The sequence below is a fragment of the Chryseobacterium soldanellicola genome, from assembly GCF_900100115.1.
GTDB lineage: Bacteria > Bacteroidota > Bacteroidia > Flavobacteriales > Weeksellaceae > Chryseobacterium > Chryseobacterium soldanellicola.
In genome coordinates, this window is sequence record NZ_FNKL01000004.1 from 758,215 (window position 1) to 772,008 (window position 13,794).

General features: G+C 33.0%; 15 protein-coding genes. 5 read left to right on the top strand and 10 right to left on the bottom strand.

The features are described from left to right. The first annotated feature begins 196 nt into the window (after positions 1-196). From BLT04_RS17610 to BLT04_RS17630, 5 genes are all read left to right on the top strand, one after another. Positions 197-1,018, top strand: a complete 822-nt coding sequence (locus tag BLT04_RS17610) for an alpha/beta fold hydrolase (RefSeq protein WP_089757099.1) — start codon at positions 197-199, stop codon at positions 1,016-1,018. A 494-nt stretch (positions 1,019-1,512) separates the two neighbouring features. Next, positions 1,513-1,710, top strand: a complete 198-nt coding sequence (gene rpmI, locus BLT04_RS17615; RefSeq protein WP_034711140.1) for a 50S ribosomal protein L35 — start codon at positions 1,513-1,515, stop codon at positions 1,708-1,710. Between the two features lie 122 nt (positions 1,711-1,832). Further along, on the top strand, positions 1,833-2,177 hold the full coding sequence (rplT, locus tag BLT04_RS17620) for a 50S ribosomal protein L20 (RefSeq protein ID WP_089757100.1): 345 nt from the start codon (positions 1,833-1,835) through the stop codon (positions 2,175-2,177). 116 nt (positions 2,178-2,293) lie between these two features. After that, complete coding sequence (locus BLT04_RS17625; protein ID WP_089757101.1) at positions 2,294-3,469, top strand: M28 family peptidase; 1,176 nt, start codon at positions 2,294-2,296, stop codon at positions 3,467-3,469. 100 nt (positions 3,470-3,569) lie between these two features. Then, complete coding sequence (locus BLT04_RS17630) at positions 3,570-4,742, top strand: M28 family peptidase (protein ID WP_089757102.1); 1,173 nt, start codon at positions 3,570-3,572, stop codon at positions 4,740-4,742. Positions 4,743-4,767: 25 nt separating this feature from the next. Here BLT04_RS17630 and hisIE read toward each other — a convergent pair whose 3' ends face one another. From hisIE to BLT04_RS17680, 10 genes are all read right to left on the bottom strand, one after another. Continuing rightward, positions 4,768-5,355, bottom strand: a complete 588-nt coding sequence (gene hisIE, locus BLT04_RS17635) for a bifunctional phosphoribosyl-AMP cyclohydrolase/phosphoribosyl-ATP diphosphatase HisIE (RefSeq protein WP_089757103.1) — start codon at positions 5,353-5,355, stop codon at positions 4,768-4,770. Then, positions 5,352-6,104: an imidazole glycerol phosphate synthase subunit HisF gene (hisF, locus tag BLT04_RS17640; protein WP_089757104.1), complete on the bottom strand. Its 753-nt coding sequence runs from the start codon at positions 6,102-6,104 to the stop codon at positions 5,352-5,354. The genes hisIE and hisF overlap by 4 nt, the downstream gene beginning before the upstream one ends. Continuing rightward, a complete protein-coding gene (gene hisA, locus BLT04_RS17645) occupies positions 6,097-6,819 on the bottom strand; it encodes a 1-(5-phosphoribosyl)-5-[(5-phosphoribosylamino)methylideneamino]imidazole-4-carboxamide isomerase (protein WP_089757105.1) in 723 nt (240 codons plus the stop codon). Before hisA ends, hisF begins: the two co-directional genes overlap by 8 nt. Before the next feature lie 2 nt (positions 6,820-6,821). Further along, a complete protein-coding gene (hisH, locus tag BLT04_RS17650; protein ID WP_089757106.1) occupies positions 6,822-7,400 on the bottom strand; it encodes an imidazole glycerol phosphate synthase subunit HisH in 579 nt (192 codons plus the stop codon). Continuing rightward, positions 7,400-8,494, bottom strand: coding sequence for a bifunctional histidinol-phosphatase/imidazoleglycerol-phosphate dehydratase HisB (gene hisB, locus BLT04_RS17655; RefSeq protein ID WP_089757107.1), 1,095 nt, complete (start codon positions 8,492-8,494; stop codon positions 7,400-7,402). The genes hisH and hisB overlap by 1 nt, the downstream gene beginning before the upstream one ends. A gap of 2 nt (positions 8,495-8,496) precedes the next feature. Next, positions 8,497-9,522, bottom strand: a complete 1,026-nt coding sequence (gene hisC / locus BLT04_RS17660) for a histidinol-phosphate transaminase (RefSeq protein WP_089757108.1) — start codon at positions 9,520-9,522, stop codon at positions 8,497-8,499. A gap of 6 nt (positions 9,523-9,528) precedes the next feature. Next, positions 9,529-10,809 (bottom strand): histidinol dehydrogenase, encoded by a 1,281-nt coding sequence (gene hisD, locus BLT04_RS17665; RefSeq protein ID WP_089757109.1) that lies wholly within the window; start codon positions 10,807-10,809, stop codon positions 9,529-9,531. Between the two features lies 1 nt (position 10,810). Further along, entirely contained in the window at positions 10,811-11,668 is an 858-nt protein-coding gene (hisG, locus tag BLT04_RS17670) for an ATP phosphoribosyltransferase (RefSeq protein ID WP_089757110.1), read from the bottom strand. Positions 11,669-11,922: 254 nt separating this feature from the next. Further along, positions 11,923-13,020, bottom strand: coding sequence for a glycosyltransferase family 4 protein (locus tag BLT04_RS17675; protein ID WP_089757111.1), 1,098 nt, complete (start codon positions 13,018-13,020; stop codon positions 11,923-11,925). After that, complete coding sequence (locus tag BLT04_RS17680; protein ID WP_089757112.1) at positions 13,017-13,793, bottom strand: polysaccharide deacetylase family protein; 777 nt, start codon at positions 13,791-13,793, stop codon at positions 13,017-13,019. The genes BLT04_RS17675 and BLT04_RS17680 overlap by 4 nt, the downstream gene beginning before the upstream one ends. Position 13,794: the final 1 nt, after the last annotated feature.

Sequence of the window (13,794 nt, forward strand, 5' to 3'; positions counted from 1 at the left end):
TTTGGATCTGATTACGATATAAACCTCAAAGAAATTTGAGGTTTTTTTATTTTATATATATTGATTAATTAATTATTAAAATTTACCTTACATCAATATTATGATAAAAAATTTCCTCTACATTTGCTTTATAAATGAGAAACGGAAAACTCATTTAGATCAAAAATAAATTATTAATATTTTAAACATTAAAAAAATGAGCACACTTACATTAAAAGACGGAACAGAAATTTTTTACAAAGATCAAGGAGAAGGACCAGTACTGATGTTCCACCACGGATGGCCGCTATCTTCAGATGACTGGGATGCGCAGGTGATCTTTTTCCTGCAGAAAGGTTACAGAGTAGTTACACACGACAGAAGAGGCCACGGACGTTCAAGCCAGAATATTTACAATCATACTATTGAGCAATATGCTTCTGATGCCGCTGAGCTGGTAGAATTTCTTGACCTTAAAGAGGTAATCCATATCGGGCATTCAACAGGTGGTGGTGAAGTTATTCGTTATGTAAATAAATATGCTAACGGCAGAGCGAAAAAAGCAGTGTTAATTAGTGCTGTGCCTCCGGTAATGGTAAAAAGTGAAAATAATCCGGATGGAGTTCCTATGGAAGTTTTCGATAATATCAGGGACCAGACTTTAAATAACAGAAACCAATTTTATATTGATCTGACTTTCCCTTTCTACGGATACAACAGAGAAGGCGCCAAAGTGAAAGAAGGCGTACAGAGAAACTGGTGGAGACAGGGAATGATGGGAGGTATCGTAGCTCATTATGATGGGATTAAAGCTTTTTCTGAAACAGATTTTACAGAAGATTTGAAATCTGTTGATATTCCTGTTCTTTTACTTCATGGTGAAGATGACCAGATTGTGCCAATTGAAAATTCAGCAATAAAATCAGCGAAGTTATTGAAAAACGGTAAATTAATCACATATCCAGGATTCCCTCACGGAATGCCGACTACTGAACACGAAACGATCAATAAAGATCTTTTGGAGTTTATCGAATCTTAATTTCTTATCTAAACATATTAAAAGAAAGCTACAATCAAATTTTGGTTGTAGTTTTCTTTATAAGTTTGTTTTGCACATAGTATTAGAAAAAAAGCTTGAAATATTCGTGTCTAGATCCTTTCAGGATGACAAACAGGATGGTTTTAAAAAGTGTGAATTTTAAAAGTGAATTGTCAACCGTCAATTTTTCCAGCTTCATGTAAATTCACAATTCACTTATTGACCATTCACTTTCCTAGCCCCGATAGAAACGGCATCCTTTTGGGTTGCGGGCGAAGCGAAGCGGAGGCCGTAACTCAAAAGATACAGTGGAAAGCGGGAAACAGCTTCAAATAAAAATTTAAACTTCTATCCAGCCTCAAACTTCCCTCTTCCAGTCTAAAAATTTCTTTCGCATCTCACTTTTTTTTCGTAATTTTGCAAACTATTATTCCTAAATGTATTTAGGGATAACCAATACAGATATTGATAACAAAACAATAAAAAGCAAAACAATGCCAAAATTAAAAACGAAATCAGGTGCTAAAAAGCGTTTTAAACTTACCGGAACTGGTAAGATTAAAAGAAAAAATGCTTTCAAAAGCCACATCTTGACAAAGAAAGAAACTAAGCAGAAGAGAAATCTTACGCAAACTTCTTATGTTGCAAAAGTGGACGAGAAAAGCGTTAAACGTCAATTAGCAATTAAGTAGTTTTTATAAATCTATAATTCGGTTTATAAGAATTCAAAAAATTCAGAAATTTTAACCCTGAAATGGAGCAGCTAAGTGTAATGAAACAGTTTACCGCACATTTCAAAAAAACAATTTAAATTATGCCAAGATCAGTAAATGCAGTAGCTTCAAGAGCTCGCAGAAAGAAAATTATTAAGCAAGCTAAAGGTTTTTTCGGTAGAAGAAAGAACGTTTGGACTGTAGCTAAAAACGCCGTGGAAAAAGCAATGCAATATGCTTACCGTGGTAGAAAAGAGAAAAAGAGAAACTTCAGAGCACTTTGGATCATGCGTATCAACGCAGGAGCTAGAGAGCACGGGATGTCTTACTCTCAGTTTATGGGAGCTCTTAAACAAAACAACATTGAGCTTAACAGAAAAGTTTTAGCAGATTTAGCAATGAATCACCCTGAAGCTTTCAAAGCAGTTGTAGATCAAGTAAAATAATGTAGAATTTTTTGTTATCAATATAAATCCCGAGTTTTTTTGCTCGGGATTTTTTTATCACTACATTTGCTTGAATTTTATTAAATATATAAAGGATTATTAAATTTTATAAGAAAGTGAAAAAACTAGCTACTCTTCTACTCTTTTCTTTTGCAACATACACTGTACAGGCCCAAAGCTTTATCCAGGCTTATCAAACAAGGGCTAACCAGGTTTTGCAGACAAATATTACTTCAAATTTACAGGAATTCGGAAACCTTGGTGTGAAAACCACAGGTTCTGCAGCCAATACAAATACCTTAAACTGGATTAAGAATAAGTACATTTCTTATGGATATAACGTAAGCCAGATGGAAGAAGATCCTTTTCTGATCGGAAGTAACACAAGTTCTAAAAATTTAATTATAACTAAAACAGGAACCGTTTATCCTAACACTTATGTGATTATCTGCGGACATTACGACACAATAGTAGGACCCGGAGTGAGCGATAACGGGAGCGGAACTTCAATTATTCTGGAAGCTGCTAGAATTTTAAAAGATGTTCCGACAGAATATTCGATTAAATTCATCCATTTCTCAGGCGAAGAGCAAGGCTTATACGGAAGCGATCATTATGCCAATAACGTGGTTTTCCAAAACGGTGTCCGCCAGTTGGATATAAGATTGGTTTTTAATATTGATCAGGTTGGTGGTAAATTATCTAGCCCAAGTAATTCTATTAAATGTGAGAGTGATCAGTCAGGTCAGTCAGGAAACGACGCGCCATCATTAGATTTTACAGAACAATTGGCAACTTGTACTACATTATATTCGCCATTACAAACGGTAATGTCAAATGCATATTCATCAGATTATATGCCTTTCGAAGAAAATGGTGACATCATTACAGGCTTCTACGAAACTCCACAAAGTCATAATGAGCACACGGTAAATGATACTTTTGCAAACGTTGATCCGACGTATGTATTCAAGGTGGGAAAAGCTGCGGTAGGAGCTCTTCAGCATTTTGCAGTCGCTTCTACAACAATTTTAGGGACAAAAGAAAATGATTTAAATAAATTTGAATCGGTACAGGTTTATCCGAATCCTACAAAAGATTTTCTTAATCTGGACTTGCCAAATAGTATTAAAGATTTTAATGTAGAAATCACAGATGCAAGTGGTCGCACAGCATTACACATAGGAAATGAGAAAAAAATCAATGTTTCTACACTAATAAACGGAACTTATTTATGCACTATTAAATCAAAGGAAACAAGTGTTACCAGAAAATTTATCATTGAAAGATAATTTTACTGATATAAAGAATTAAGGTCCTGAGTTTTTGCTCAGGATTTTTTTATTATCTACATTTGTCGGAATTATTAAAATACTAAAAAGATAATATAAAGTGAGAAAAATTACTACTCTTTTGCTTTTTTCTTTAACAACTTTAAGTTTGCAGGCGCAAAGCTTTATCCAGGCATATCAGGACAGAGCCAATATGGTTACACAAACCAATATTACAATGAATTTGCAGGAATTTGCTAATCTTGGCGTGAAAACAACAGGTTCCACAGCAAATGCAAATGCATTAACATGGCTTAAAAATAAATATCTTTCTTATGGATATTCTGCAAGCCAGATCGAGGAAGATCCTTTCACTTTTGGAAGCACCAGCTCTAAAAATCTGGTCATTACAAAAACAGGAACTGTTTATCCTGATAAATATGTAATTATCTGCGGACACTTCGACAGCATCGTAGGCCCGGGAGTAAATGATAACGGAAGCGGAACTTCAATTATTCTTGAAGCTGCCAGAATTTTAAAAGACGTTCCTACAGAATATTCTATAAAATTTATTCATTTTTCAGGTGAAGAACAGGGGTTAAAAGGAAGTACTCACTATGCAAATACTGTGGCCTATCAGGGAAATACCCGAGTTTTGGATATTAAATTGGTGTTTAATTTAGATCAGGTCGGTGGTAAATTAGGCAATAATAATGACACAATCTATTGTGATGAAGACATGGGCGGAAATCCTAACAATACCGCAGCTTCAGTGGCCGCAAATCAGGAATTAATTGCTTGTACAGGACTTTATTCACCATTATTTACAGATATTGATGAAGCTGAAGATACTGATTATATGCCTTTTGAAGCTAAAGGAGAAGTGATTACAGGGTATTTTGAATACCATAGAAGTAATCTTCCTCACACCGCAAACGATACTTTTGCAAACACAGATCCGGTCTATATTTATAAAGTAGGAAAAGCTTCGGTTGGCGCCCTTCAACATTTTGCAGTGGCGGCTACAACGATTTTAGGAACGAAAGAAAACACTTTAAATACCTTAGAATCTACAGAAATTTATCCGAATCCGGCAAAAGATACCTTGAATATTGAACTTCCAAAGAATGTCAAAAACTTCAGCTTTGAAGTAACAGATCTATTAGGCCGACCGCTTTTGAAAAACAGTAATGAAACGAAAATCAATGTTTCATCTTTACAAAACGGAGCTTATATTGGAATTTTAAAATCCGGAGATCAGAAGGTTGTAAGGAAAATTTTAATTGAAAAATAAAAAGTAAACCCTGTAAAAGCAGGGTTTATTTATTTCTGGTCTCCAAAGCTTTTTCAACGTCCTCTAAAGAAAATCCTTTTGCTTTAAGTAAAATCAAAAAATGATAAAGCAAATCTGCCGCTTCATTTTTAAATAATTCATCATTATTATCTTTGGCTTCAATAACCAATTCTACGGCTTCCTCTCCTACTTTTTGAGCTACTTTATTAATACCTTTTTGATATAATGAATAGGTGTAGGAAATATTTACTTTATTATCTATTCTTTGCGAAATTTTTTCTTCTAGTTCGTACAAAAATCCTTTAGAATCTTTTTCGCCAAAACAACTGAAACTTCCGGTGTGACAAACCACATTTTTAGGAATTGCTTTAATTAAAATGGTATCGTTATCACAGTCTATTGTAATATTTTTTACACTTAAAAAATTTCCGGATTCCTCACCTTTTGTCCAAAGTCTGTTTTTTGAACGGCTGAAAAAGGTGACAATTCCTTCTTTTTTAGTTTTTTCAAAAGCTTCTTCGTTCATGTAACCCAGCATCAAAACCTGCAAAGTTCTGTTATCCTGAATGATAACGGGAACTAGCCCGTTTGTTTTATTAAAATCTATTTTCATCGTATTGCAATTTTTTTGAATTTTAATTCTTTTTTTAAATCTTTAATACTAACCTCTCCAAAATGGAAAATACTTGCTGCCAAAGCCCCTGTTGCTAATGTTTCATTAAAAACATCTTCAAAATCTTTTGTTTTTCCTGCTCCTCCGGAAGCAATCACCGGAATATTTACATTCTCAGAAATTAATTTCGTGATTCTCAGATCAAAACCGTTTTTTGTTCCGTCACCATCCATCGAGGTCAAAAGAATTTCTCCTGCTCCTAAAGATTCAATTTCTTTTGCCCAGTCTAATGTTTTTAGCTGAGTTATTTCCCTTCCGCCTTTTATATGAACCCGATCAGACTGATTGACAAATTTTGTATCAATTGCTACAACGATGCACTGATTTCCAAACTCTTTTGACAGATCATAAATTAATTTTGGATTTTTCACAGCAGAAGAATTAACACTAATTTTATCTGCTCCGGCTTCCAATAATAATCTCACATCTTCAACTGAAGAAATTCCACCTCCGACTGTAAATGGTATGCTTGAATTTTTTGCTATATTTCTAACTAATTCAGCGAAAGTTTTTCTCTTTTCAATGGTTGCGGTAATATCTAGGAAAATCAATTCGTCAGCTCCATCTTGTTCATATTTTTTTGCTAATTCTATTGGATCTCCTGCATTTCTGAGTCCTTCAAAATTGATTCCTTTTACGGTTGTTCCGTCTTTGATATCCAAACATGGGATGATTCTTTTTTTAAGCATTCTCAATAAAATTTTGAAGTTGGATTAATGTAATTTTCCTTTCATAAATTGCTTTTCCGATAATCGTTCCGGAGCAGCCGATTTCTTTCATTTTGTAAACATCTTCAATACAGGAAATTCCACCGCTTGCTATCAGCTGAATTGAAGTTTTGACTAAAATTTCTTCATACAACTCAATCGACGGGCCTTCAAGCATTCCATCTTTTGAGATGTCTGTGCAGATTGTATTTTTTATACCTTTTTGTTGATATTGTAGAATAAAATCAATGACGTTTTGGCCACTTTCCTCAACCCAACCCGAAGTTTTTATTTTTCTATCATCACAGTCTGCTCCTAAAATAATTTTCTCAGGACCATAATTTTCAATAATTTCATAACAAGATTCAGGATTCTGAATGGCAAAGCTTCCAATCGTTATTTGTTTTGCCCCTGAATTAAAAGCTATTTCAATGTCTTCTTTTGATTTTAATCCACCTCCGAAATCTATTTGTAATGAAGTGTCTCTAGCTATTTTCTCAAGTATTTTTTGATTAACAATATGTTTAGATTTTGCGCCATCTAAATCAACAAGATGTAAAAATTTAACTCCAAAGTTTTCAAATTCTTTTGCAACTTCTAAAGGATTTTCATTATAAATTTTCTTTGTCTCGTAATCACCTTTGGAGAGACGTACACATTTTCCGTCGATAATGTCAATTGCAGGAATAATTTTCATCTTTATAGTTTTAAAAAGTTATTTAATAGACTTCTTCCAATTTTGCCCGATTTTTCGGGATGAAACTGCATGGCGTAAAAATTATCTTTTTGTAAAGAAGCGCTGAAAGGTAAAATATAATTGCAAACAGAAGTCGTAAAATGAGATATTTCACAATAAAAACTGTGCACAAAATACACATCCCTTTCTTCTTCAATTCCTGAGAAAACTGTTGTTTTTAAATTTGAAATCGTGTTCCAACCCATATGCGGAACTAAATCTTTCGGCGGAAATTTTTTCACATTAATATCAAAAATTCCCATCCCATTTGTATTCCCTTCTTCATTTTCATTACACATCAGCTGCATTCCCAGACAAATTCCCAAAAAGGGTTGTTTCAAAGTAGGAATTAATTGATCTAACCCTTTTTCCTTTAATAATTTCATTGTTGAGGACGCTTCTCCAACTCCCGGGAAAATTACTTTGTCAGCTTTTTGAATCACATCATAATCATCTGTAATAATGGATTTTACATTCAGTCTGTCGATTGCATTTTGTACGGAACTGACGTTTCCGCCGTTGTATTTTATGATGGCTATCATTATAAGCTTCCTTTTGTTGATGGTACATTAAAATTTTGATCAGTCTGATTAGCAGCCATTTTTAGAGCTTTTGCAAATGCTTTAAAAATAGATTCGATCTTGTGATGCTCATTCTCTCCTTCCGCTTTAATATTTACATTACATTGAGCCGAATCTGTGAAAGATTTAAAGAAATGGTAAAACATTTCGGTCGGAACATCACCAATTTTTTCACGCTTAAAATCTGCTTCCCAAATCAACCAAGGTCTTCCCCCAAAATCAATGGCAGCCTGTGCCAGACAATCATCCATTGGGAGTAAAAAGCCATATCTCTCGATTCCTTTTTTCTTTCCTAATGCTTTTAAAACGGCTTCTCCCAAAACAATTCCCGTATCTTCAATTGTATGATGTTCATCAACTTGCAAGTCTCCTTTTGCTTTAATTTTTACATCTAAATTTCCGTGTTTCGAAATTTGTTCAAGCATATGGTCGAAAAAATGTAATCCCGTTGATATTTCAGAATTTCCTTTTCCGTCGAGATTGATTTCAATTTCAATATCGGTCTCATTCGTTTTTCTTGATACTTTTGATTTTCGTGGAATTTGCTTTAAATATTGATAAATTTCTTCCCAGCTTTCTGTTGTCAAAACAGCATCTTCATTTTGAATATTATTAATGAAAATTGCTTTTGAGCTTAAATTTTTTGCAAGCTGAATGTCTGTAATTCGATCACCAATCACAAAAGAATTTTCAAGATCATAATTTCCGTAAATATATTTTCCGAGCATTCCTGTTTTTGGTTTTCTAGTTGATAGATTTTCATGCTCAAAACTTCGGTCGATCAGAATATCATTAAATATTATCCCTTCATTTTCAAAAGCTTTTAACATTTTTTCATGAGGTCCGGTAAAATTTTCAAAAGAAAAAGTTTCTGTCCCCAAACCATCCTGATTGCTTACTATTACCAACTCAAAATCAAGCTCTTTTGCAATTTTTGAAAGATTTTGAAAAACATTAGGATAAAATTCAAGCTTCTCAAAACTATCAACCTGAAAATCGATTGGTGGTTCAACAATTAATGTTCCGTCACGGTCGATAAATAATACTTTTTTCATGATTAAATACTTTTTAAAAGATTGAGAAGCTTTATGTTTTCCTCTCTATTTCCAACATTAATTCTGATGCAGTTAGGAATTGCCGGACTTCTTTTGCTGGTTAAAATTTCTTCATTTAAGAGCTTTTCATACACTTTTTCAACATCATCAAATTCGATCAGAAAAAAATTCGCGTCTGTCGGAAAAATTTTTGTTATGCAGGTAATATTTTGAAATTCTGATTGCAACCATTCCCTTTCTTTTAAAATATTTTTTACATTTTGTTTAAATTCATCTGTATTTTCAAGGCTTTTTAAAATTAGTTCCAAACTCAAAGAATTGACATTATAAGGCGCTTTTACCGTGTTGATAAATTGGATTATTTCTTCGGAAGAATAGGCGATTCCTATCCTTGCTCCTGCCATTCCCCAAGCTTTCGAAAAGGTTTGTAAAACAATAACATTGGGATATTTTTCTATTAATACTATACTTGATTTTTTATCTGAAAATTCAATATATGCTTCATCAATTACTACAATTCCATCGAAATTTCGAACAAAAAACTCAATATCTTCAATACTGTTTCCTGTTGGATTATTTGGTGAGCACAAAAAGAAAATTTTCAATCGAAAATCTTTTATAATCTTTAAAAAATCATCTTTTATAATTTCGGAATTTTCATTTAAATCAAGCTTCATTATTTTGTTTTGATTAATAGAAGCATAAAATCCATACATCGCAAAAGAAGGATTCATCATTAAAATTGAATCATTGTTGGGTTCACAGAAAATTTTTGTAATTAAATCAATTAATTCATCACTTCCATTCCCAACGGCAATTTGATTAGGTGAAATGTTTTTTATCTGAGATAATTTTTCCTTTAATTTTTTCTGTGTTGAGTCAGGATAACGGTTGTATTTTCCGAACGGGCTTTCATTAGCATCCAGCAAAACGGGATTATCAAATTCATTGTGATCTCTGAAACTGATATAAGGCTGTAGTTCTAAAATGTTCTTCCGAACAAGATTGTTTATATTAATTGTTGTCATTTTTGTCTATTTTGTATTTAATCGAATTGAAACTGCATTTTTATGGGCTATTAAACCTTCTGCTTCTGCCATAATTTCTATAGTTTTACCTAAATTTTGAAGTCCATTTTTTGTCAAATATTGAAATGTAATTTTCTTCACAAAGCTGTCTAAAGAAACACCACTGTAATTCTTTGCAAAGCCGTTGGTAGGAAGCGTATGGTTGGTTCCGCTGGCATAATCTCCCGCACTTTCACAGGTGTAATTTCCCAGAAAAACGGAACCCGCATTTTGAATAAACGGAATGTATTTTTCAAAATCCTGTAAAGCTAAAATAAGGTGTTCCGGCGCATAAAAGTTACTTAATTCTACAGCTTTTTCGAGTGAATTTAATAGAATGAAATTGCTGTTTTTTAAAGAATCCTGCGCAAATTTATTTCTGGGAAGCTGAATAATTTGTTTATTTATTTCATTGATGGTTTCATCAAAAACTTTTTCATTTGTTGAGATAAAAATCACCTGACTGTCACTTCCATGTTCCGCCTGTGAAAGAAGATCGGCTGCACAAAACTCGGGTATAGCCTGTTCATCGGCAATGACGAGGACTTCACTTGGCCCGGCCGGCATATCAATCGCCACTCCAAAACTTTGAGCATATTCTTTTGCGGCAACAACAAATTGGTTTCCGGGGCCAAAAATTTTATAAACATTTGGGATTGTTTGTGTACCAAAAGTCATGGCTGCAACAGCTTGGGCACCACCTGTTTTGAAAATTTTTGTCACCCCGCAAAGTTGAGCAGTGTAAAGAATTGCAGGATTTATTTCTCCGTTTTTATCTGGAGGCGTACACAAAATTATTTCCTGACAACCAGCCAATTGAGCGGGAATGGCAAGCATTAAAACAGTTGAAAACAGTGGCGCGGTTCCTCCCGGAATATAAATTCCAACCTTTTCGATGGCTCGATTTTCTCTCCAACAAATCACTTCTTTTGCCGTTTCAATTTTTTCAATTTCTGTTTTTTGAGAGGCGTGAAATTTGGTGATATTTTCTTTTGCTTGCAGAATGGCAGTTTTAAGTTCATCATCAACTAAATTTGATGAATCATTGATTTCACTTTCAGAAACTGCAATATTTTTAATTTCAACTAAATCAAACTTTTTATTGAAATTTATTAATGCCTGATCGCCTTTTTTTTCAACTTCATTAAAAATTTCAATGATAGTTTTAGAGAGCTGTTCCCTTTTTATGACAGGTCTTTTGATTAATTCTGACCAGGAATTTTTATTTGGATATTTATAAATTTTCATATTAAATCACCATTTTATCGATTGGAATTATTAAAATATCCTGTGCTCCGTTTTCCTTGAGTTCATCAATGACATCCCAGAATCTTTCTTCATCAATTACCGAATGAATACTGCTCCAACCCTCTTCTGCTAAAGGAATTACAGTTGGGCTTTTAAGAACCGGAAGTATTTTTGAAATAATAGAAATTTTATCATTTGGAACATTCATCAAAATATATTTTGAGTTTTTCGCCTTTAAAACAGCTTTAATTCTGAATAAAAACTTTTGAAGGATAATTATTTTTTCTTCGTCTAAATTTGAAGTTTTGGCCAATACAGCTTCTGATTTTAACAGCGTAACGGTTTCTCTCAACCCGTTTTTGAATAAAGTGCTTCCGGAACTTACTATATCACAGATTCCGTCTGCCAAACCAATATTGGGAGCAATTTCTACAGAGCCCGAAATCACGTGGATATCTGCATAAATATTATTTTTTTGAAGAAAATTTTTAAGTGTATTCGGATAAGAGGTTGCAATTTTTTTACCCTGAAAATAATTAATATCATCTGTTTCAATTTCTTTCGGAATCGCTAAAGAAACACGGCATTTTGAAAATCCAAGATTCTGAACAATTTCAATGTTTTTTTGTTTTTCAGCTAAAAGATTTTCACCAACGATGGCAATATCCACGACTCCGTCTTCCAAATATTGAGGAATATCGGAGTTCCGTAAATACAGGATTTCCATGGGAAAATTGTCAACCGAAACTTTTAACTGATCTTTTCCGTTGTTAATGAAAATCCCGCAGTCTTTGAGAAGTTGCAGAGATTCTTCATAAAGCCGTCCGCTTTTTTGTATCGCAATTTTTAATTTACTCATTTTACATTATTTATGTCTGAGTAAAAGAAAAACAGATTAATTGAAATAAATTGCCCGGGAAGAATTTAGAAACAAAAAAACCGTCTGTTTACTCAGACGGTTTTTAATTATTTTGATTTTTAACATAGTTACCTACCAATCAATTCCGTCTAGCAGAGATGATGATAATAATGATGTACTGTTAAAAAATTCGGTTTCATTGTTGAAATTTGTGGTACAAATGTAAAGCTTATTTTTAAACTGCCAAGTTTTTTCTAGAGAATTTTTTGATAGAGATTCATTAATTCATTTGCAATCGGTTTATCATTAAATTTTTGAACAAACTCGAAACCCTTATCAGCACGGCGTTTTCTCTCAGATTCATTATCCCATAAAAATTTTATTTTTGACTGAATGTCTAAATAATTATTAGGATCAATGTAGACAGAATCCGGTCCGCCCGCTTCAGGAAGGCAACTTGTGTTGCTCGTAATGGTTACCGTTTTTGAAAATAAAGCTTCAATCACGGGAATTCCAAAACCTTCAAAAAAGCTTGGATAAACGAAAATATCAGCTGATTTATAGATCATCGCAAGCTCCTCCATAGAAACTCCTTCTAAAAAATGAACTTGATTTTCCAGCTTATTTTTTTTTATGAAATCCTGGATTTTAGTGAAATATTTTGTCTTTTTTCCAACAACAACTAAAGGGATATCTGTTCCTTTGATAGCTTTAACAATATTCAACAGGTTTTTGCGGTCTTCGATCGTTCCGACGTTTAAAATAAATCTTTCCGGAAGGCTGAATTTCTCTTTAGTAATCTGAGTTAATTCGCTGGATTGCTGTTCTTTAAAAGACTTGTGACAACCTTGATAAATAACTTCAATTTTACTTTCAGGAACTTTTAAGTATTGAATAATATCTCTTTTTGTCTGCTCAGAAATTGCAATAATTTTATCTGCAGTGTTTGCTGCTTTTTTAAATTTCCAAAGATGAATTTTCCGGTCAAAAAATGAATAATATTGAGGATATCTAATGAAGATTAAATCATGAATGGTAACGATTTTTTTAATTGGTTTTTTATCCCATTTAAAGGGTAATTCGCCTGATAAACCATGAAAAATATCCGCATTTTGTTTCTGCGCATCTTTTCCCATTTTTAATTGACGCGACATCGTTCCTTTTGATGTTTCAACAAAATGAACATTGGGTTTGTTTACAATATCCGCTCCTCGTTCAGACTTATTTTTATTCATTAAAATGTATTCATTTTCGGGAAAATATTCAGCTAAGATTCTTACGAGATCTCTTGAATAATTTCCTAATCCTGAAGTATTGTGAAAAAAACGTTTGGCATCGAAAGCAATTTTCATGATTCTATTTGTTTTTGAAATTCCTGAAATGTTCCGAATGAATAATTTTTACTTTTAAGCCAGAAAATAAAATTATCAAACCTTTCAATCATTTCTTTTCCTGAATTTTTTACCGTAAATCCGGGTAATTTGAATGCTTCATCTTTAATTTCTGCAAACTCCCACGGATGAAAATAAATGTTCAGATAATGGTCTTTTTTTAAGGTATCTGAAGCTAATTTTTTATAAAAAAATAAGGGAAAGTTATGAAAACTCAACCAAAATAGCGGTATTCTGAAATTCGGAGAAACAGACGCCGGAATTTGCATTACTTTTCCTTCTTTAAAATAGGTCCTGGAAACTTTTAAATTATTATATCTTCCCGGAAGAAATGTTGGATTGATCGAAGAATTGTAAGAATATCCTGCATTTTCAACAGCATTTTCATTGACGGGCATCATTCTCGGCATTCGCAAACCTGTCACTTTTGTAGAAAATAATTCTTCGAGCTTTTCTCTGGATTCGAGTAAATGTTTTTCTTCAAACTCAGAATGAAACCAGGTATGAGAGGCCAATTCGTGACCTTCATTCAATAATCTTTCAATAAGAAGCTTACTGTTTTCTGCAAAAATTACCGTTGAAAAAAAAGTAGCTTTTGCATTATGTTTTTTTAGAATATCTAAAATTTTTTCTAATCCTGTCTGTGAAATCGATATTTGCTTTTCAAAAGGAATTTCTCCTTTATATTCTAATGGCATATCAAATTCCTCAATATCAAAACTTAATAAAACCATT